Consider the following 19,030-nt stretch of genomic DNA (forward strand, 5'->3'; position numbering starts at 1 on the left):
CTCCTTCAGTCCGAGCCGACAAGTCGGCGCACGAGCCAGATGTTGATCAGCGAGATGATCAGCACCAGCAGGAAGATCATCGCGGCGACCGCGCCGGCGTAACCGAACTCGAAGCGGGTGAAGCCGTTCTCGATCAGGTACATGGTCAGGGTCTGGAACTGGCGGGTGGTGCCGCCCTGGATCGCGCCGGCCCCGGGGGCGAACAGCAGCGGCTCGGTGAACAGCTGCACGCCGCCGATGATCGAGGTGATCGTGGTGAAGATCAGGGTCGGGCGCAGTAGCGGCAGGGTGACCGACCAGAACTGCCGGGTCCGGGAGGCACCGTCGATCGCCGCCGCCTCGTAGAGTTCCTTGGGGATGGCCTGCATGGCGGCCAGGAAGATCAGCGCGTTGTAGCCGGTCCAGCGCCAGTCGACCATCAGTGAGATCGCCAGCCAGCTCGACCAGGTGTGCGCGGCCCAGTCGATCGCGGTCACCCCGAACCCGCCGAGTACCCAGTTCACCAGGCCGAAGCTCTTGGCGAAGATCATCGAGAAGATCAGGGTGACCGCGGCCACCGAGGTGACGTTGGGGATGATCACGCCGACCCGGAACAGGGTCTGGGCCCGGAACTTGCGGTTCAGGGTCACGGCCAGCCACAGCGCCAGGGCGAACTGCGGCACGGTGGAGACCACGAAGATCCCCAGGGTGTTCTTGGCGGCGTTCCAGAACTGGGCGTCCTGCAACAGGTTCTGGTAGTTCTCCAGCCCGGTGAAGGCGTGCTCACCGAGCAGCGGCCAGTCGTGCAGCGACACCCAGAAGGTGTAGATCAGCGGGAAGGCGCCGAAGATCCCGAAGAAGATGAAGAACGGGGCGACGAACGCGTAGGGGGACCCCTTGTGGTCCAACCGGCTCAGACGCACCCGCCACGCGGGGCGGGTGGTCTGAGCCGGCTGGACCGGGGCGAGCGTGTCAGACACCTGCCGCGGCCTTGGCACTGGCGATCGCCTGCTGCCAGGCCTCGTCCGCGGTGCGCTGACCCTGCTCGACCGAACGCAGGTCGTTCTCGATCGCGTCCCGCACGGCCTGGTTCTTCTCACCCAGGTAGACCGGCTTCAGGTCACGCACACCGTCGATGAAGATCTCGCCGATCGGGGCGTCGCTGAAGTACTCGTTCTTGAAGTCCTTCAGCTCCGGGTTGTCGAAGTTCTTCGGCGACGACGGCAGCGCGCCGGCCTCACCGAACGCCGACATCTGGCCCTCGGGGCTGGTCAGGAACTTGGCGAGTTTGATCGCCTCTTCCTGCTGCTTGCTCTGGGTCGGCACGGCCATGAACGAGCCGCCCCAGCTGCCGGTGCCGCCGGGGATCGTGGCGATGTCCCACTTGCCGGCGAAGTCGTCACCGGCGTTGTTCTTGATGTTGCCGGTCATCCAGGCCGGGCAGCCGAGCACGGCGAAGTCGTCGGTCTTGAACGCTGCGTCCCACTCCGGGGTGAAGGTCTTCAGGCCGGCCGACAGATCCGCGTCGAGGATCGCGTTGGCGGTGTCCCAGGCCTTCTTGACCGCCGGGTTGGAGTCGAAGACCAGGTTGTCCTCGGTGTCGAAATACGTGTAGCCGGGCGCAATCCCGGCCTCCTGCATCAGGATCGAGTTGTAGGAGTTCGTGGAGGAGTCGACGAACTTGGCCTCGCCGCCGGCCTTCGCCACGTAGTCCTTGCCGACCTTGATGAAGTCGTCCCAGGTGGGCCAGAGCGCGGAGACCTCCTCACGGTCAGTGGGCAGTCCGGCCTTCTCGAACAGGTCGGTCCGGTAGCACATGGCCAGGCCACCGATGTCGGTCCCGAGGCCGATCGTGGAGCTGCCGTCGGGGGTGGTGGCCTGCTTGTTCTTCCAGTCCACCCAGTTGCCGGCCTCGAAGCCGTGGTCCTGGAAGTTCACGAACCGGTCGGCCGCCTTGACCATCTGGGCGATCGCGCCCTCTTCGATCGCGACCACGTCACCGGCACCGCTGCCGGCCGCGATCCGCTGGGTCAGGGCGGTGGTGTACTTGCCCAGGTCACCCTCGTTGGAGGCGACGATCTTGATGTTGGGGTTGGCGGCCTCGTACTCCTTGTAGAGCTCGTCGTAGCCGAACGTGCCGAAAGTCGAGACCTTCAGCGTGATCTGGCCGTCCGAGCCGGCGTCGCCACCGTCGTCCGAACCGCACGCGGCCATCGTCAGGGCGAGACCTGCGGCAGCGGTCACCGCCAGCATCCGCCGGGTGCCGCGCATGGTGGGGCTCATGGCTTTCTCCTTTCGGGGCCTCTTCGACCCGGAGGAACATCTCTGTGGGAGCGCTCCCAAAGGTGCGCTCCGGACATAGGTGACGTCAAGGGCTCATGGGAACGCTCCCACGGGTGTTACGGGGTTGTAATAATTGGAGACGTCGGCGGGTGGCAGTTCTAGAGGTGGTGGCGCTTTCGGAGCAAAGCGCTTGCGCCGCAGTCCTTTGCGAGTCAGAGCTCGGCGTCGAGGAGATCCCAGCCCTGCCGGAGCCAGGGCGCTTCGCCGCGGCGCAGCATCTCGGCCGTCTGCTCGGCGGTCCGGCGTGCCAGATCGCCCTCTGAACTGCTCATGAATTCCTGAGCGAGCGCTTGGTCGAACTCCGGCCAGTCCTCGATCTCGACCCGGCCGTTCGTCTCGTGCCGCACCGGGTCGAGTTCCAGGTCGACGAACGTCCAGCCGTGCGGTGTGCGTTCCGTGGGCAGGCAGACGTCGATGCTGAGCTGCCGGCCATCGGCCAGATTCAGCCACCACCCGACCCACGGCCGACCCTCGGCCAGCAACATGACCGCCGCGTGATCGAGCCCGCCGGTCTCCGGCTCGCCCCCGGTCGGGGTCCAGCTCCAGGGCGCGCCGACCGCTCCGTACAGCCAGGTGCCGTGCTCGTCCGCGTGGATCTGCCGCAGGTCGAACCACAGCGTGCCGCCCGGGCGCTTGATCTTGGTCAGCCGAACCGCGGGAATCATGACCGCAGGGTAGTCACAAGCCTGGTGCGCCGGGTTTTGGTGCGCTGGCTCGGGTGCCTTGATGCCGGGGGATGGGCCAATCCATTTTGTCGGTGGTGTGGTTTATGGTCTTTCTTGTCGCGAGGGGGTCGCGAAAAGGAACTTACCGCGGGGGTGTTCGGTCATGGCGGGGCTGGCTTCGGCATCGTTCGGTGAAAATGTTCCCGCTGGGCTGGCCCAGGCGTTCGACTCCTTGCTGCTCGAGCTCGAGCAGCTGGTCCAGCTGCCTCAGCCGGGCGCCGAGCGGGCTGCTGCGCACCGTCTGGTCGATCGAGCAGTGCTGATTCAGTGGGTGATTCGCGGTCTGGAGGCCCGGCAACTGCAGAGCCTCGCCGATGCTGTGTCCGTCATGCCGCCATCCGTTCGGTACCGGCCCGGCGCTGCTGGTCGTCCAGGTCCCGCGGCTGATGGTCGCAACGATGCGAGCCCGGGCAGCCGTGCGGTGAACGCGCGGCGGCTGGTCGCGGCCCGTTGGTCCTCCCTGGTCACTGCGCATACCCGGACCGGGGCCGCGCTGGTGCACAAGGCCTGCCTGCTGACCAGGCATCTTCCCCAGATCTTCGCGTTGCTGCAGGCCGGTCGGCTCGACCTCGAGCGAGCCGTAGCGGTCGCCCGGGTCATGGATCGGCTGGCCGAAGAGCTGGAGGATTTTGAACCCGGTGGTGACCGTTGGCAGGTGGTGGAGACGTTCGTGGCCACCCAGGCGCCTCGCCTGCCCCTGAGTGAGCTGGAACGGCTTCTGGCCGGGATCGAGCAGGAACTCAAGCCCGGGTCCGGTGCCGAAGCTCACCGTGAGGCGATGCGCAGCAGGCACGTTCGGATCGAGGCGCTGCCCGACGGCATGGGCGCAGTGTTCGGCACGGTGAGCGCCGAGGTGGCCAGGCTGCTGGACGCGCTGCTGGACCGAGCGGCCGATGCCGCCCGAGACCAGGCAGCCGCTCAAGGCCGGCCCGATACCCGCACCCACGACCAGCGCCGCGCCGACGCCTTGGCCGCCTTCGTGCTGGGCCTGCACGAAGGCTTGGCCTTTCCCATGAGCTCACCGATGCAGAACGTTCCGGCCGACACGAGAACGCCATCCACTCCGAGCTCGGCTGCTACGGGCCGGCGGGATCCCGAACCGGTAGCCACCGAGCAGCCCGCGGCTACCGAGCAACCGGCAGCTGCTGAGCAACCTTTAGCCGCGGAGCAGCCCGTAGCAGCGGAGCCACCCGCGGCCGCCGAGCGACCGGGAGCCGCTGAGCAGCCCATGGCCGCCGAGCGACCGGGAGCCGCCGAGCAGCCCGCGGCCGCGGAGCAACCGGCAGCCGCCGATGAGCAGGCCATGACGACCGAGGCCAAGGGCGCACACCCTGACTGGCGTTCCCTGCTGGACCTCTTGTCGGCAGCCGGGCCAAAGGTGCATCTGACGGTAACCATCACCGACGCAGCTCTTCTCGGACTGGACGATGTCCCGGCGCACCTGACCGGGTACGGTCCGGTCCCCGCCGAAGTCGCGCGGCGTCTCGGCGTTCGGCCTGATCGGATCACTCTCCTCGGGCTGCCCGGTGCCTTCCCTGATCCGGCCAGAAGCTCTTCAGCTCCTCGTAGCCGCACGAACAACGCCACCGAGTCCTGCATTTTCGGGCTCAAGCACGATCTGCCCGCCACCCGTCGGTACCGCCCAGGGCCGCACCTGATCCGGATACTGGAAACCTTGCACGAGACCTGCTCTTTCCCTGGCTGCAGCGTGCCGCTCAACCGCTGCGACGTGGATCATCTACAACCCTTCGGGCAGGGCGGCTTGTCTTGCCTGTGCAACATCGGCCCGGCCTGCAGAACACATCATCAGCTGAAAACCGCTGCGGGCTGGAGCGCACGCCGAGCCCAGCCCAGGCCAGGCACCGGCCATCCTGGTGGTCTTCAGCGCACTCGGCCGGCTGACGGCGCCGAAAATCCTGACGACTCGCCCGGCGCAGTCATCTGGACCACGCCCGACGGCATCGATCTGCCCAGCTCACCGCCGCGTCTACCCGGCCTGCCGGGCTGGAGCCTGTCCGCGATGCCCGCCCCGCGTCCGCCCGCCGAGACTCAGACCCGCTTCGAGTCGATGACCAGCGCCGAACGTACGAACAGCCGACATCAGTGTTGGCAGGACACCCTCGACTGGTACACACGCAACCGCGACGGCGGCAAATCGCAGTCCGCGAGTCGGCTCGGGCAAGCCAGGACCGCAGCGCAGGGCGAGTTCAAGCCGGTGCGTCGCACGCGACTGCATCCGTGGGGTGAGCCGGAAGGCATCATCCCTGAGCTCGGCGAAGCGCCTTTCTGAGGCTAGCGAAAGTGTTCCAGCCAGGATCGCGCGGCATCGATGCCGGTCACGGACGGTACGCCCAGGGGCAGGGGCGGGCGCTCGACCATGATCACCTCGATGCCGCGCTCGCGGGCTGCGGTGAGTTTGGCGGCGGTCATCGGGCCACCGCTGTTCTTGGTCACGAGCTTTTGGACGTTGCGGCTGGCGAACAGTTCTCGCTCGCCTTCGAGGGTGAACGGGCCGCGGTCGAGGATGACCTCGCAGCGCTTCGGAAGGGGGCCGTCGGGGGTTTCTACAGCCCGCAGGATGAAGGACTGGGGGAGTGGGGCGAAAGCCGCGGTTTCCTGGCGGCCGGTGGTCAGGAGGACAACTGTGTCGGGGGATGTTTCACTGAGGATGGCCGCGGCAGAGGGAATGTCAGGGACCAGCGTCCATTTGTCGCCAGGCTCGGGTACCCAGGCCGGGCGCCGCAAAATTAGCAGCGGCACGGTTCCCGCGCATGCCTGCGCAGCATTCGCTGTCATCCCCGCCGCAAACGGATGGGTAGCGTCCACCACGGCCGAAATCTCTTCCCGGGCGAGAAACTCGGCCAACCCCGCAGCCCCACCGAAGCCGCCGATCCGCACCTCGCCCGCTGGCAGCCTGGGCGACGACACCCGGCCGGCCAGCGACGAGATCACGGTGAGTCCAAGCGTCACCAGTTCTGCTGCCAGGGTTCGCCCCTCGCCGGTGCCGCCCAGAACCAGTACCTTCATCAGCCCTTGCGCCGCCGCAACAGATATGTGTCCATGACCCAGCCCTTGCGTTCGCGCGCCTGCGCCCGCGCCTCCTCGATCTGCGCACCGATCTCGGCCACCGGCCCGCTGAACAGCATTTCGTCGCGGGTGCCCAGATAGGCGCCCCAGTAGATGTCCACGTCCGGGTCGGTCACCTTGCGGAAGGCGCACTCGCCGTCCAGCATCACCACGACATTGTCCAGCCCGGGCGGCATTCCGTCGGTCAGCAGCCGGCCCGGAGTGATGTGGATGGGCTCACCGATCCGGTTCAGCGGGATGCGGTGCCGGGCGGTCAGCGCGTGCAGGCTGCTCACGCCGGGGATCACGTCCCACTCGAAAGCCACGTTGCCGCGCTCGATCAGCTCCTCGACGATCCGGATCGTGCCGTCGTACAGCGAAGGATCGCCCCAGACCAGGATCGCGCCCACACCGTCCTCGCCCAGTTCCTCGGCGATCATCCGCTCGAAGATCTCGGCCCGGCGGTGGTGCCAGTCCTTCACCGCATCGCCGTAAGCCTCTGCGGTGCGGTCCCGTTCGGGGTCCATGGCCTGGACGAACCGGTAGCCGTCGCCCTCGATGTGCCGTTCGCAGATCTCCCGGCGCAGGGCCAGCAGATCGTCCTTGCTGCTGCCCTTGTCGATCAGGAAGAACGCGTCCACCGTGTTCAGGGCCTTGATCGCCTGCACGGTGACGTAGTCCGGATCGCCCGCGCCGACCCCGATCAGAAGAACTTTGCGCATCAGGCACGGCACCTTTCGCTCGAGTAGAGATGACTGTCGGGGAATTCCGCGGCGGTCAGCACCGGGCCGACCACGATCACCGCGGTGCGTTTGATTCCGGCGCGGTGAACCTGATCGGCGATGCCGGCCAGGGTGCCGCGCAGGATCTGCTCGTCCTCGCGGCTGGCCTTGGCCACCACGGCCACCGGGCATTCCGCGCCGTAGATCGGGGTGAGAGTTGCTACCACGCTGTCGATTTCCTGAACGGCGAGGTGCAGGACCAGGGTGGATCGGCTCTGCGCAAGGGTTTCCAGATCCTGACCTTCGGGCATGGCGGTGGCGCGGCGGGCGATCCGGGTGAGGATGACCGACTGGCCAACGCCCGGCACGGTGAACTCCCGCTTGAGCGCTGCGGCGGCTGCGGCGAAAGCGGGCACACCCGGGACTATTTCGTACGGAACATCGAGCTGGTCCAGGCGGCGCATCTGCTCGGCGACTGCGCTGAACACTGACGGGTCGCCGGAGTGTAGCCGGGCCACGTCTTCGCCGCGGGCGTGGGCCTCACTGAGTTCGGCGATGATCTGGTCGAGGTCCAGGTTGGCGGTGTCGACCAGTCTGGCCCCGGAAGGGCAGTCGTCCAGGAGCTCGGCCGGGACCAGTGAGCCCGCGTACAGGCAGACCGGGCTCTTCTGCAGGATTCGCAGGCCACGAACGGTGAGCAGATCGGCGGCTCCGGGCCCGGCGCCGATGAAGTAGACGGTCATTCGGCGGCCTTCCAGGCTGTCCATTGGGTGACCGGCATCGCGGGCCGCCACCCGGTGAAGCGCCCGATGGCCGTGGCCCGGGCGATCTCGATCTTGGCGAGCGTGCCGCCGTAGCTTGCCTTCGCCTGGGCCAGAAGCATTTCCGACTCCAGCGTGGTCACGTTCACCACGATGCGCCCCCCTGGGGCGAGCGCTTCCCAGCAGTGCTCCAGCAGACCCGGCGCGGTGAGTCCGCCCCCGACGAAAATGGCGTCGGGGGTGGGTAGCCCTGCGAGTTCGGCGGGCGCTTCCCCGGTCTTCACTTGCAAATGGGGGACGCCCAAAAGCTCGGCATTGCGGGTGATGCGCCGCGCCCGCTCAGGGTCGCGCTCGACGCTGATCGCCGTGCAGGAGGGGTGAGTACGCAGCCACTCGATGCCGATGCTGCCCGCGCCACCACCCACGTCCCAAAGCAGTTCTCCGGGCTCGGGGGCCAGAGCCGAGAGTGTGACCGCGCGCACGTGCCGCTTGGTGAGCTGGCCGTCGTTCTCGTACGCCTCGTCGGGCAGACCCGGCACGCGCGAAAGCCTGGTTGGGGTAGGGCCGGCCGTGCAGGTGATGGCCAGCACGGTGAGCGACTGGGGGCCGTGCGGGGCATGCAGCGGAAAACCATTGGCAGGCCATTCATCCGCTGACGCCGAAACTCGGCTTTCCCCCGCGGTATCCGGACCTTCGATCGCGCCGAGGTTGCTCAGAGCAGTCAGTTCGCTGGGCCCGAAACCCCTTTCCCGCAGCAACTTCGCCACCTGCGCCGGTATTTCTCCGTTCGGCACCAGGACCAGCAACCGCCGTCGAGGCGCAACGGACGGCTGAAGCATGGCCAGCGGACGCCCCACCAGCGAGACCACCTCGACCTCCTGCTGCGCCCAGCCCATCCGAGCGCAGGCCAGAGAAACGCTGGAGGGGTGCGGCAGCACCGTCAAGTCGAAGCCGGGGACCACCCGGGCAATCGTCGTAGCAATGCCGAAGAACGTGGGATCCCCGCTGGCCAGGACCACCTTGTGAGCGCCGGGAGTCTTCACCAGCAGCATCGGCAGCGCGCGCACCAGGGGAGTGGGCCAGGCCACCTGCCGCGCCGTGACCTCCGGGGGAAGCAGCGCCAGCTGACGCTCGCCCCCGAACACCACATCCGCCTGCCGAATGGCTTCCTGTGCAGCAGCGGCAAGGCCGCCCCAGCCCTCAGCTCCGATCCCCGCCACCGTCAATCGCTCGCGCTCCGCCCCCGCAGGGGTGTGACCCTGAGGTGCGGCGGAAGGCTGATCAGCCGGTGGTGGTGAAGATGCTGCAGGCGGCGGTGGTGCGGTGGACACCCGTTCACCCTAGTTGAGCGCGGAAGTGCCCCGGCACCGCTGAGGACGCCGGGGCACTTCTGATCGATGCTCAAGCCGGTACCTACGGTCCTGGCGCTCTCTTGGCCACCTGGATCCGGCCATTAGCCATGGGCGACCCGGCACTTCCACGCCGTGGCTGGGCTCGTCATCTCCTACGCTCTGCTAGAAGGCCGGCTCCGGCCGGGCGGGCGGTGACGGCGCCGGGTCTGTTCCCGGCCCCGGGATGTCCGGGGTGGGAGACGGCGGCTCCGTCGGGGGCCCCGGGCGCGGGGGCTGCAGCGGCGGTTCGGGCTCGGCCGGAGGCAGGGTGGACTCCGGGGAGAGCAACGTCCCATCGTTCGGAACGGTCATGATTCACCCCTTTCCTGCGAACGGGGTCGGCGGAACTCAGTCGGTCAGGATCCACGCGGCCGCGTCGGGCGGCAGCAGTTCACCCGCCAGGGGCGAACTCGACAGCACCACCCTGCCGGGCGGCAGCGGGACCGCAACCGCACCTGTGTTGAGCACGCAGATGAAGCCGGCGCCCCGGGCCAGGCCGAGAACATCGGATTCTTCACCCGTCCAGACCAACGGCCCGCCCCCGGCGCCGAGCTGCGGCAGCTCCCGGCGCAGCCGCAGGGCCTCGCGGTACAGCGTGAGCATCGAGTCCGGATCGCCGTCCTGAGCCTCGACCGACAACCCCGCGAACGAGGCCGGCTGCGGGAGCCAGCCCGCCGCGTCCCCAAATCCCAGGGACACTCCCTCACGCTGCCAAGGAAGCGGCACCCGGCAGCCGTCGCGCCCACGGTCGGTGTGACCGGAACGCTCCCAGGTCGGATCCTGCAGCAGTTCCTCGGGCAGGTCCTCGACCTCGGGCAGCCCCAGCTCCTCGCCCTGGTACAGGTACACGCCTCCGGGCAGCGCGAGTGCATAAAGAATGATCGCCCGGGCCCGCCGGGTGCCCAGCTCCAGGTCGGTCGGGCCCTCGGGCCAGACCGAGCGGGTGCGCTCCTGCGGGCGGCCCAGCCGGGTCACGTGGCGGGGCACGTCGTGGTTGGACAGCGTCCACATCACCGGCGCGTCCACCGACTCGTGCGCCTCCAGCGAGATCCGGGCCGTCTCGCGCAGTTCCTTGGCGTTCCAGCGGGCGCGCATCAGCTCGAAGTCGAACGCCGTGTGCAGCCGCTCGGGGCGCAGGTACTCGGCCAGCCGGGCCGAGCTCTCCACCCAGGCCTCGGCCACGAAGACCTTGGGCGGGTCGTAGGAGTCACCCACCGAGCGCCACTCCTGCCAGACCTCCAGCACCCCCGGCCGGTCCCAGTACGGGTGGTCGGGCAGCTGCACCTTGGCCAGGATCTGCTGCTCGGTGAGGTTCAGGTCGGGCAGCGCCGGATCCTTGACCAGACCGTGCGCCACGTCGATCCGGAAACCGTCGGCGCCGAGGTCGAACCAGAACCGCAGGACGTTCTCGAACTCGGCCCGGACCTCGGCGTTGTCCCAGTTCAGATCGGGCTGCTTGACGTCGAACAGGTGCAGGTACCACTCGCCGTCGGGCAGCTGGGTCCAGGCCGGTCCGCCGAACACCGAGGGCCAGTCGTTGGGCGGGGCCTGTGCCGGACCGGATCCCTGACCGGAGCGGAAGACGAACCGGTCCCGCTCGGGCGAGCCCGGGCCGGCGGCCAGCGCGGCGGCGAACCAGGGGTGCTCGTCTGAGGTGTGGTTGGGCACGATGTCGAGCAGGACCTTCAGCCCGGCGGCGTGCGCCTCGTCGATCAGGGCCCGGGCCTGCTGCAGGTCGCCGAAGGGCGGATGGATGTTGCGGTAGTCGGCCACGTCGTACCCGGCATCGGCCTGCGGCGAGGGGTACCAGGGGTTGATCCACAGCGCCTCGACCCCGAGCGCGGCCAGGTAGGGCAGGCGGGAGCGGATCCCGCCGATGTCGCCCAGGCCGTCGCCGTCGGAATCGGCGAACGAGCGGATGTACAGCTGATAGGTGACGGCCGAGCGATACCAGTTCTTGGATTCTTCTGCGCTAGTCACGTCGGCGACGCTACCTGCGCCCACCGACAACTACATGCCGTAAGGAACCTGGCGCTCCAGCCACTGCAGCCGGAACAGGTGTTCCTCCTCCATCCGCACCCGCAGCGACTCCGCGACCTCGGGCCCGCCCTTGCGGCCGAACCGTCCGTGCGTCTCCAGCTGCACCGCGCAGCGCAGCCGGGTGCCGACCGTGCCGGTCGGCTCCAGAGCCACCTGCCCGACGATCTCCACCTGGGGAGCCGAGTGCAGCTCGACCTTGTACGCGCCGACCCGGCCGCCGTTCCAGGCGGGCTGCTCCCAGAAGTGCGCCTCGGTCATCATCGACTTACCGCCGAAGAACCGGCGCGCGGGCATGATCTCGGAAGCCTGACGCTCGGTCACCTTCCGGAACACGCCGGCCCGCTCCCGCAGCTCGAGGACCCGGAAGTCCTCGTAGCCGAGATGTCTGGCCTTCTCGGTGATGTGCTCCAGCCGGGTCATCGTCCGGAACATCACCACTGGTGAGACCCCGTAGACCCAGCCCAGTTCGAACTGCGCTGACATGGCTGAGTGTCCTCCTCGCAGCGGAGCCTAGGTCATGTTTGAAAAACATGGGACCACCGGGACGGGATGGATCTGCGCCGTGAACTGGGGAAGCCTGCGGCTGGGATAGCCTGTGGTGCGTGGCTGAGTACATCTACACCATGCGGAAGGCCCGGAAGGCGCACGGCGACAAGGTCATCCTGGATGACGTGACGCTGTCCTTCCTGCCCGGCGCAAAGATCGGCGTGGTCGGGCCGAACGGGGCCGGTAAGTCCAGCGTGCTGAAGATCATGGCCGGGATCGACCAGCCGTCCAACGGGGACGTGCGGCTCGACCCGGATGCCACGGTCGGCATCCTGATGCAGGAACCGGAGCTGAACGAGTCCAAGACCGTCCTCGGCAACGTCGAGGAGGGGGTCGGCGAGATCAAGGCCAAGCTCGACCGGTTCAACGCCATCTCCGAGGAGATGGCCGCTCCCGATGCCGACTACGACAAGCTGCTGGCCGAGATGGGCGAGCTGCAGGAGGCGCTGGACGACGCCGACGCCTGGGACCTGGACTCCCAGCTCGAGCAGGCGATGGACGCGCTGCGCTGCCCGCCGCCGGACGCCGACGTGAGCGTGCTCTCCGGTGGTGAGCGCCGCCGGGTCGCGCTGTGCAAGCTGCTGCTGAGCGCCCCCGACCTGCTCCTGCTGGACGAGCCCACCAACCACCTGGACGCGGAGAGCGTGCACTGGCTGGAGCAGTTCCTGGCCCAGTACAAGGGCGCCGTGCTGGCCGTCACCCACGACCGGTACTTCCTGGACAACGTGGCCGAGTGGATCCTCGAGCTGGACCGCGGCCGGGCCTACCCCTACGAGGGCAACTACTCCACCTACCTGGAGAAGAAGCAGGAGCGCCTGGCCGTCCAGGGCAAGAAGGACGCCAAGCTGGCCAAGCGCCTGGCCGACGAGCTGGACTGGGTCCGGCAGAACGCCAAGGGCCGGCAGACCAAGAGCAAGGCCCGTCTGGCCCGGTACGAGGAGATGGCGGCCGAGGCCGAGCGCACCAGGAAGCTCGACTTCGAGGAGATCCAGATCCCGCCCGGCCCGCGCCTGGGCTCGCTGGTGATCGAGACCAACAAGCTGCACAAGGCCTTCGGCGAGCGGGACCTGATCAAGGACCTCTCGTTCACCCTGCCGCGCAACGGCATCGTCGGCGTGATCGGCCCGAACGGTGTGGGTAAGACCACGCTGTTCAAGACGATCGTCGGGATGGAGGAGCCGACCGGCGGTCAGGTCCGGATCGGCGACACGGTCTCGATCTCCTACGTCGACCAGAACCGCGGCGGCCTGGACCCGAACAAGACGCTGTGGGAGACGGTCTCCGACGGCCTCGACTACATCAAGGTCGGCCAGGTCGAGATGCCCAGCCGCGCCTACGTGGCGGCCTTCGGCTTCAAGGGCCCGGACCAGCAGAAGCCCACCGGCGTGCTCTCCGGTGGTGAGCGCAATCGGCTCAACCTGGCGCTGACCCTGAAGCAGGGCGGCAACCTGCTGCTCCTCGACGAACCGACCAACGACCTGGACGTGGAGACGCTCGGCTCGCTGGAGAACGCGCTGCTGGAGTTCCCGGGCTGCGCCGTGGTGATCTCCCACGACCGCTGGTTCCTGGACCGGGTGACCACGCACATCCTGGCCTACGAGGGCACCGAGGAGGACCCGTCGAACTGGTACTGGTTCGAGGGCAACTTCGAGTCCTACGAGAAGAACAAGATCGAGCGTCTGGGTGAGGATGCGGCCCGTCCGCACCGGGTCACGCACCGCAAGCTGACGCGCGACTGATCTTTCAAAGCCTTACAAACTAGAGACGGTGTGGTCACCCGCGCGGGTGACCACACCGTCTCTAGTTTGGTTGGCTTCTAGACCGCAGCTTGACGCCGCAGCACGATCAGCGCGAGCCAGCCGATCGGCACCCGGATCCAGAACGTGATCAGGCGGAACAGCAGGGCCGCGGAGAGCGCGGCGGACTCCTGCACGCCGATCGCGTAAAGCCCGGAGAACAGCGCGAGCTCGGCCGCCCCGATCCCACCCGGCACCGGCACCGCCCCGGCGATCGCCGAACCACCGATCACCACCGCAGCCATCAGGATCGGGGGTGCGCTCTCGTCGAAAGCCGCCAGCGCCGAACCCAGTACGGCCACGAAACCCAGCGTGACGGTCAGGTGCGCGGCCACCGCCAGGGCCAGCCGCTTCTTGCTGGTGACGATGTCCCGCAGCTGCGGACCGGCCTCCCGGAACGGCTTGATCACGTGGACGGTGATCAGCTCCCGCCCGCGCGGCCAGAACCGCAGCACCACCGCGACCACCGCCGCCACCCCCAGCACCACCAGCGGCAGCACCCAGGGCACGTGCGGGGCATCCGACATCGAACGCCCCGAGGCCGCCAGCAGCCCGGTCAGCGCGACCGCGGTGACCAGCACCGACATGGTCTGCACGAGCCCGACCACGGCCACCGCCACGGCCAGCGGAATGCCGCGCCGGCTCAGGTAACGCACGTTCAGCGCCAGCCCGCCTGCGCTCGCCGGGGTGATCAGGTTGACGAACGAGGTGGCCAGCTGCACCAGCGTGATCTGCCCGAAGGGGAGACGTCCCGGCGCGAAGGCGAGGAATCCGGCCGCGCTGCCGACCACCGGCAGCACCGAGGCGAGCAGCGCCGTGGCCAGCCAGCCGGGACTGGCCTGGCTCAGCCGCTGCCCCAGGTCACTGACGTTCACCTGCTGGGTGAGCAGGTAGAACGCCAGGATCGAGGCCGCCACCAGAACCAGCCGGCCGATCAGCTGGCCCCGGCTACGACGGACCGGTTCAGCGGCGGGTTGCGCGGCTGGGGCTTCAGAGGGCACGGACACGCTCACACCTTCGCACAGCGTGCTGAGCAGCGGGAAAAGGGAGGTGCACGTTCAGGGTCGAACCCGGGAGAACCCTGGTAAAGCCGGCAACGGTGCGCTACCGGGATCCTCGGCGACGACCGGAACCCGGAAGGCCGCGCCCTGAACCGGCGGGTGGAACTCAGAGTTCAGGACTGAGCGGCCCGACCCGACCGCCGGTCCCCGTCCTCGTCGCGCCTGTCCTCGTCGTCCTTCTCCTGGCCCTGCTCGTCCTCCCGCTTCTTGGCCTCCGCGTCCGCCTCCTGCTGGCCCATCTTCTCGGCCTGCTCGTGCTCGGACTCGATGTCGGAGCGGGACTGCTGCAGCTGCCCGGCGAGCTTCTCCACCTCTTCGCGCAGCTTGTGCAGCCGGGTGCCGAGCGACTGGTGCTCGGCCTGGTCGGCACCGGTCAGCGCCTCCTCGACCAGTTCGCTGGTGCCCTGCATGGTCTCGTGGCCGGCGTCGATCTCGGTCATCGTCAGCGCGAGCTGCTCGGCGACCTCGTTGTGACTCATCTGCTCGCTGATCGCGTCCAGCGACTTGGCCACGTTCTCGAAGGTGCCGCTGGTGCTGTCCAGCTCCTCGACGATCTTCTCGAGCGCCTCGCCGGCGATGTTGATCGACTGGCCGACCCCGTCCCAGCCGTGCTCGTAGGCGGTGTCGATCTCGTTCCGGGCGAACTCCAGGGCCTCTTCGGCGCGGTTGCGGACCTCTTCTGCCGCCGCACTCACCGCTTTGACGTCTGAGCTGATTTCCTCGGTGCGCGACATTGGTCTCCCTTGTGCGTGTACCCCGTCAAAAGTCTAGGGTCACGCCGGCACCCGGAACATGCCCTCCTGACCCACCGTGGCGACCAGCGTGCCGTCCTGGGCGAAGATCTTGGCCAGCCCCAGCCCGCGGGCGCCGGAGGCGGACGGGCTCTCCTCGACGAACAGGAACCAGTCGTCGAAGCGGGCCGGGCGGTGGAACCACATGGCGTGGTCCAGGCTCGCGGTCTTCATCCCGGCAGTGGCCCAGGCCAGGCCGTGGGCCCGCAGCGTGGGTTCCAGCACGGTGTAGTCGCTGACGTAGGCCAGCACGATCGCGTGCAGCAGGTCGCCCGGGGGCAGCGGGCTGGTGGGCCGGATCCAGACCGCCTGCTCGGCCACCTTCTCCGGGCCCGGGCTCAGGAACAGCGGGCTCTGCACGTGGCGCAGCTCGAACGGCTGGGCCTTCAGCAGCGGGCCCAGTTCGGTCACGCTGTGCCCGGCCGCGAGCAGCCGGTCGCGGAACGAGGGCACCTCGTCCGGGCGCGGCACCTCGGGCATCGGCGACTGGTGGTCCAGACCCTCGGCGTGCTCCTGGAACGAGGCGATCATCGACAGGATCGGCTTGCCGTGCTGCACCGCCTGCACCCGGCGGGCGCTGAACGAACGGCCGTCCCGCAGCCGTTCCACCGACAGCTCGATCGGCACCGACGGATCGCCCGGCCGCAGGAAGTAGCCGTGAAAAGAGTGCGGCGGCCGGTCCGGGTCCACGGTCCTGGCGCCCGCGGCCAGGGCCTGGGCCAGCACCTGGCCACCGAAGACCCGGCCGTTGGGGGAGTGGAAGTTGTGCCCCAGGTAGCGGTCCTCGCCGTCCGGCTGAACGTCCAGCTTGGCGATCAGCTCCTCGACCGGTACCGGGCTCTCGGCCTCCACACCAGTGATCGCCGCCAGCGCGTCCCGCGCCCGCTCACTGCTCGTCAACTCAGGTTCCTTTCCGTCCGGAAGCCGCGCGCCTGCGTCCTCAATCCCGGACGGTCACCATGCGCGTGGCCAGGTCTGCGTAGAGCTCCCCGATCTGCGCGGCGCTGCGGCTTCCCCGAGGGTCGTACCAGCGCGCCACGTCCACGCTCAGGGACAGCAGGGCCCGCGCGACCGCCCGGGTGTCGGGCACGTCCATCTCACCACTCGCGTTGCCGGCGCTCAGCTGGGCCTCCACCGCGCCCTCGATCCGGCGGCGGATCTCCAGCACCCGGCGCTTGTCCGGCTCGGCCAGTGCCTCCAGTTCGTGCTGCACCACCCGGGCCACCCGGTGCCGCTCGGCGTGCCAGGCGGTGAACGCCCGGATCACCGCCTGCAGTCGGCTCAGCGCAGTACCCGGCTGGTCCACCGAGCGCTCGATCAGATCCAGGGCGGCCTCGTGCCCGACGATGCTGATCTCGGCCAGCAGCGCCTGCTTCGAGGGGAAGTGCACGTAGAGCGCGGCCGGGCTGAGCCCCACCCGGGTGGCGATGTCGCGGGTGGTGGTGGCGTGGAAGCCCCGTTCGGCGAACGCCTCGACCGCGGCCTCGACCAGCCGCCGCGCCGAGTCACCGGACCGGCCCGGGTCCTGGTTCACGCCCTTGCCGTCGCTGTCGTGGTTGGGACGGCCGTCATCGCCGTCGGTCCAGCTCGTCGTCGAGCGGGTCGCCATGGCGGGAGCATGCCATGAACGGGCGCTCAGTCAAGGACACGGGCATGCTGGATCCGGGCCGGACGGCCTATTGCCGCCGGCCGACGGTGATCTGAGACTTTGGTCGGGGAGCGGACATCTCGGGCATCGATCGGGGAGTTCTGGCCGAGAGCGACGCGGCTCTCGCTGGAATGAGGAGGGGCAGATGCGTCTCGACGAGGAGACGGGGGTGCAGGTCGTCACCGACGGCCCGGCGTCCCGCAGGTTTCAGGACCGGGTCGCCCTGGTCACCGGGGCCAGCCGGGGGATCGGGTTGGCGATTGCGCGCCGGCTGATCGCCGAGGGCGCCCGGGTGTGCGTCACCGCCCGCAAGACCGGGCCGCTGGAGGACGCGGTGGGCGAGCTGGGTGGGCCGGCGGTGGCGGTCGGGGTGGCCGGCCGGGCCGACGACGCCGAGCACCGTTCCACCGCGGTACAGCGCACGCTCGATGCCTTCGGACGGTTGGACGTGCTGGTCAACAACACCGGCATCAACCCGGTCTACGGGCCCACCGCCAGCGTCGATGCGGGGGCCGCGGCCAAGGTCTTCGACGTGAACGTGATCGCCGCGCTGTCCTGGACCGACGAGGCCCGCAAGCTCGGCCTGGGCAGCCGCGACGGCGCGGCGATCGTCAACGTGGCCTCGATCGCCGGACTGCGGCCCTCGCCGGGGATCGGGGTGTACGGCGCCAGCAAGGCCGCGCTGATCCACGTCACCGCGCAGCTGGCGCTGGAACTGGCTCCGCGGATCCGGGTCAACGCGGTCGCCCCGGCCGTGGTCAAGACCCGGTTCGCGCACGCGCTGTACGAAGGGCGCGAGGAGGAGGTCGCCGAGGGTTATCCCCTGGGGCGGCTGGGTGACCCGGACGACGTTGCGGCCGCGGTCGCGTTCCTGGCCAGCGATGATGCCTCATGGATCACCGGGCAGACGCTGACCCTGGACGGTGGGGTCGGGCTGGCCGGCGGGCTGGGCTGAGATTGTCGCTGAGGTTGTCGAGGACGCGGACGGGCAGGTAAGGATGCCCGGTTGCGGCGGTTTGTGTTGACCCGGCGGCAGCCGGACGGTTCAGTGTGTTCCGGCTGATCCCGCTCGGCAGCCGCGACCATTTCTGGGGCCGGAGGGTTTGATGAGCACCGAGGCGTACGCGCCTTCGTCCGGGACCGTGGCGGCCGGGAGCACCATGCGGGCCTGGCGGGTCACCGGCCCGGGCGATCCGCTGAAGGTGATGCGGCTGGAGGAGGTTCCGGTGCCCTCGCCCGGCCCGGGACAAGTGCTGGTGCGGGTCGACGCGGCCGGTCTCGGCCTCACCGATGCAGCGCTGGCCCAAGGACTTTCGGTTCAGGCGCCACCCCCGCCCTTCACCCCCGGCCTGGAGCTGTGCGGTGAGATCGTCGGGGTCGGGCCGGAGGTGTCGCAGTACCGGCTGGGCGAGCGCGTGATCGGCCAGACCACCCTGCCCAGCGGAGCCCTGGCCCAGTACGCCGTGGCCCGCGCGCAGGACGTGTTCCCGGCCCCCACCGCCCTGGACGACGCCCCCGCCTCGGTCTTCCACATCGCCTACCTCACGGCCTGGCTCGGCCTGTACCGGCGGGCCAGCGTGCACGTCGGCGAATGGGTGCTGATCTACGGCGCCGGCGGTGGGCTGGGCAGCGCCGCGGTGCAGCTGGCGCTCGCCGCCGGGGCGAAGGTGATCGCCGTGGTCGGCTCGGACGAGAAGTTCAAGATGGTCCGCGCTCTGGGCGCCCAGGTGGTGCTGCACCGGCACCGCCAGGACGTGGAGACCGCGGTCCGCGAGCTCACCGGCGGCAAGGGCGTGCAGGTGGTCTTCGATCCGGTGGGCGGGCCGATGTTCGAGCAGTCCTGCCGGCTGGCCGGGTTCGAGGCCCGGATCGTGGTGGCGGGTTTCGCCTCGCAGCAGGCCGTGCCGGTCGCGCCGGAACAGGTGCGCAGCGCCAACTTCACCGTGCTCGGCGTCAACTCCGCGCTCTACCGGGAACGGGAGCCGGAACTGGTGCAGCGGGCTCACGCCGATCTGACCCGCCTGCTGGATGCCGGGGCCCTGCGCCCCCAGCTCACCGAGACCCTGGCGTTCGACCAGGCCGCCCAGGGCGTCGCCCGGCTGGCGGAGGTCTCGGCCTACGGCAGGCTGGCGGTCGCAGTACGCCCGGCTTCTTGAGCGCA

18 protein-coding genes are annotated in these 19,030 nt (G+C 69.1%); 4 read left to right on the forward strand and 14 right to left on the reverse strand.

What is annotated here, in order from left to right; all coding sequences use genetic code 11:
* Positions 1 to 5: 5 nt before the first annotated feature.
* From LR394_RS04615 to LR394_RS04625, 3 genes are all read right to left on the reverse strand, one after another.
* A complete protein-coding gene (locus tag LR394_RS04615; RefSeq protein ID WP_231439095.1) occupies positions 6 to 959 on the reverse strand; it encodes a carbohydrate ABC transporter permease in 954 nt (317 codons plus the stop codon).
* Positions 952 to 2,262 (reverse strand): ABC transporter substrate-binding protein, encoded by a 1,311-nt coding sequence (locus LR394_RS04620; protein ID WP_231439096.1) that lies wholly within the window; start codon positions 2,260 to 2,262, stop codon positions 952 to 954. The genes LR394_RS04615 and LR394_RS04620 overlap by 8 nt, the downstream gene beginning before the upstream one ends.
* Positions 2,263 to 2,474: 212 nt before the next feature.
* Complete coding sequence (locus LR394_RS04625) at positions 2,475 to 2,987, reverse strand: DUF402 domain-containing protein (RefSeq protein ID WP_231439097.1); 513 nt, start codon at positions 2,985 to 2,987, stop codon at positions 2,475 to 2,477.
* A 163-nt stretch (positions 2,988 to 3,150) separates the two neighbouring features.
* Between LR394_RS04625 and LR394_RS04630 the strand changes: the two genes are divergently transcribed.
* A complete protein-coding gene (locus LR394_RS04630; protein ID WP_231439098.1) occupies positions 3,151 to 5,337 on the forward strand; it encodes an HNH endonuclease signature motif containing protein in 2,187 nt (728 codons plus the stop codon).
* Between the two features lie 2 nt (positions 5,338 to 5,339).
* Here the strand turns inward: LR394_RS04630 and LR394_RS04635 are convergent, their stop codons facing one another.
* From LR394_RS04635 to LR394_RS04665, 7 genes are all read right to left on the reverse strand, one after another.
* Positions 5,340 to 6,074 carry a cobalt-precorrin-6A reductase gene (locus LR394_RS04635; protein ID WP_231439099.1) on the reverse strand — a complete coding sequence of 245 codons (735 nt, stop codon included), beginning with the start codon at positions 6,072 to 6,074 and terminating at the stop codon, positions 5,340 to 5,342.
* Positions 6,074 to 6,835 (reverse strand): precorrin-6A synthase (deacetylating), encoded by a 762-nt coding sequence (gene cobF, locus LR394_RS04640; RefSeq protein WP_231439100.1) that lies wholly within the window; start codon positions 6,833 to 6,835, stop codon positions 6,074 to 6,076. The genes LR394_RS04635 and cobF overlap by 1 nt, the downstream gene beginning before the upstream one ends.
* Positions 6,835 to 7,578, reverse strand: coding sequence for a precorrin-4 C(11)-methyltransferase (gene cobM / locus LR394_RS04645; RefSeq protein ID WP_231439101.1), 744 nt, complete (start codon positions 7,576 to 7,578; stop codon positions 6,835 to 6,837). Before cobM ends, cobF begins: the two co-directional genes overlap by 1 nt.
* A complete protein-coding gene (cbiE, locus tag LR394_RS04650) occupies positions 7,575 to 8,822 on the reverse strand; it encodes a precorrin-6y C5,15-methyltransferase (decarboxylating) subunit CbiE (protein WP_269328711.1) in 1,248 nt (415 codons plus the stop codon). Before cbiE ends, cobM begins: the two co-directional genes overlap by 4 nt.
* A 288-nt stretch (positions 8,823 to 9,110) precedes the next feature.
* Positions 9,111 to 9,299: a hypothetical protein gene (locus LR394_RS04655; protein ID WP_231439353.1), complete on the reverse strand. Its 189-nt coding sequence runs from the start codon at positions 9,297 to 9,299 to the stop codon at positions 9,111 to 9,113.
* Between the two features lie 36 nt (positions 9,300 to 9,335).
* Positions 9,336 to 10,967, reverse strand: a complete 1,632-nt coding sequence (locus tag LR394_RS04660; protein ID WP_231439103.1) for a glycoside hydrolase family 13 protein — start codon at positions 10,965 to 10,967, stop codon at positions 9,336 to 9,338.
* Positions 10,968 to 10,997: 30 nt separating this feature from the next.
* Positions 10,998 to 11,510 carry an SRPBCC family protein gene (locus tag LR394_RS04665; RefSeq protein ID WP_231439104.1) on the reverse strand — a complete coding sequence of 171 codons (513 nt, stop codon included), beginning with the start codon at positions 11,508 to 11,510 and terminating at the stop codon, positions 10,998 to 11,000.
* A gap of 119 nt (positions 11,511 to 11,629) precedes the next feature.
* Between LR394_RS04665 and ettA the strand changes: the two genes are divergently transcribed.
* Positions 11,630 to 13,312, forward strand: coding sequence for an energy-dependent translational throttle protein EttA (ettA, locus tag LR394_RS04670; protein ID WP_231439105.1), 1,683 nt, complete (start codon positions 11,630 to 11,632; stop codon positions 13,310 to 13,312).
* 77 nt (positions 13,313 to 13,389) lie between these two features.
* Here ettA and LR394_RS04675 read toward each other — a convergent pair whose 3' ends face one another.
* The 4 genes from LR394_RS04675 to LR394_RS04690 form a co-directional block, all read right to left on the reverse strand.
* Positions 13,390 to 14,376 (reverse strand): lysylphosphatidylglycerol synthase transmembrane domain-containing protein, encoded by a 987-nt coding sequence (locus LR394_RS04675; protein WP_231439106.1) that lies wholly within the window; start codon positions 14,374 to 14,376, stop codon positions 13,390 to 13,392.
* A 167-nt stretch (positions 14,377 to 14,543) separates the two neighbouring features.
* Positions 14,544 to 15,164 carry a hypothetical protein gene (locus tag LR394_RS04680; RefSeq protein WP_231439107.1) on the reverse strand — a complete coding sequence of 207 codons (621 nt, stop codon included), beginning with the start codon at positions 15,162 to 15,164 and terminating at the stop codon, positions 14,544 to 14,546.
* A gap of 39 nt (positions 15,165 to 15,203) precedes the next feature.
* Entirely contained in the window at positions 15,204 to 16,121 is a 918-nt protein-coding gene (locus LR394_RS04685) for an acyl-CoA thioesterase (protein ID WP_231439108.1), read from the reverse strand.
* A 40-nt stretch (positions 16,122 to 16,161) separates the two neighbouring features.
* Positions 16,162 to 16,830, reverse strand: coding sequence for a TetR/AcrR family transcriptional regulator (locus LR394_RS04690; protein WP_231439109.1), 669 nt, complete (start codon positions 16,828 to 16,830; stop codon positions 16,162 to 16,164).
* Between the two features lie 184 nt (positions 16,831 to 17,014).
* Between LR394_RS04690 and LR394_RS04695 the strand changes: the two genes are divergently transcribed.
* Together LR394_RS04695 and LR394_RS04700 are read left to right on the forward strand one after the other, a co-directional pair.
* Entirely contained in the window at positions 17,015 to 17,824 is an 810-nt protein-coding gene (locus LR394_RS04695) for an SDR family oxidoreductase (RefSeq protein ID WP_231439110.1), read from the forward strand.
* 151 nt (positions 17,825 to 17,975) lie between these two features.
* A complete protein-coding gene (locus tag LR394_RS04700) occupies positions 17,976 to 19,025 on the forward strand; it encodes an NADPH:quinone oxidoreductase family protein (protein WP_231439111.1) in 1,050 nt (349 codons plus the stop codon).
* Positions 19,026 to 19,030: the final 5 nt, after the last annotated feature.

This window comes from Kineosporia babensis (assembly GCF_021129305.1).
GTDB lineage: Bacteria > Actinomycetota > Actinomycetes > Actinomycetales > Kineosporiaceae > Kineosporia > Kineosporia babensis.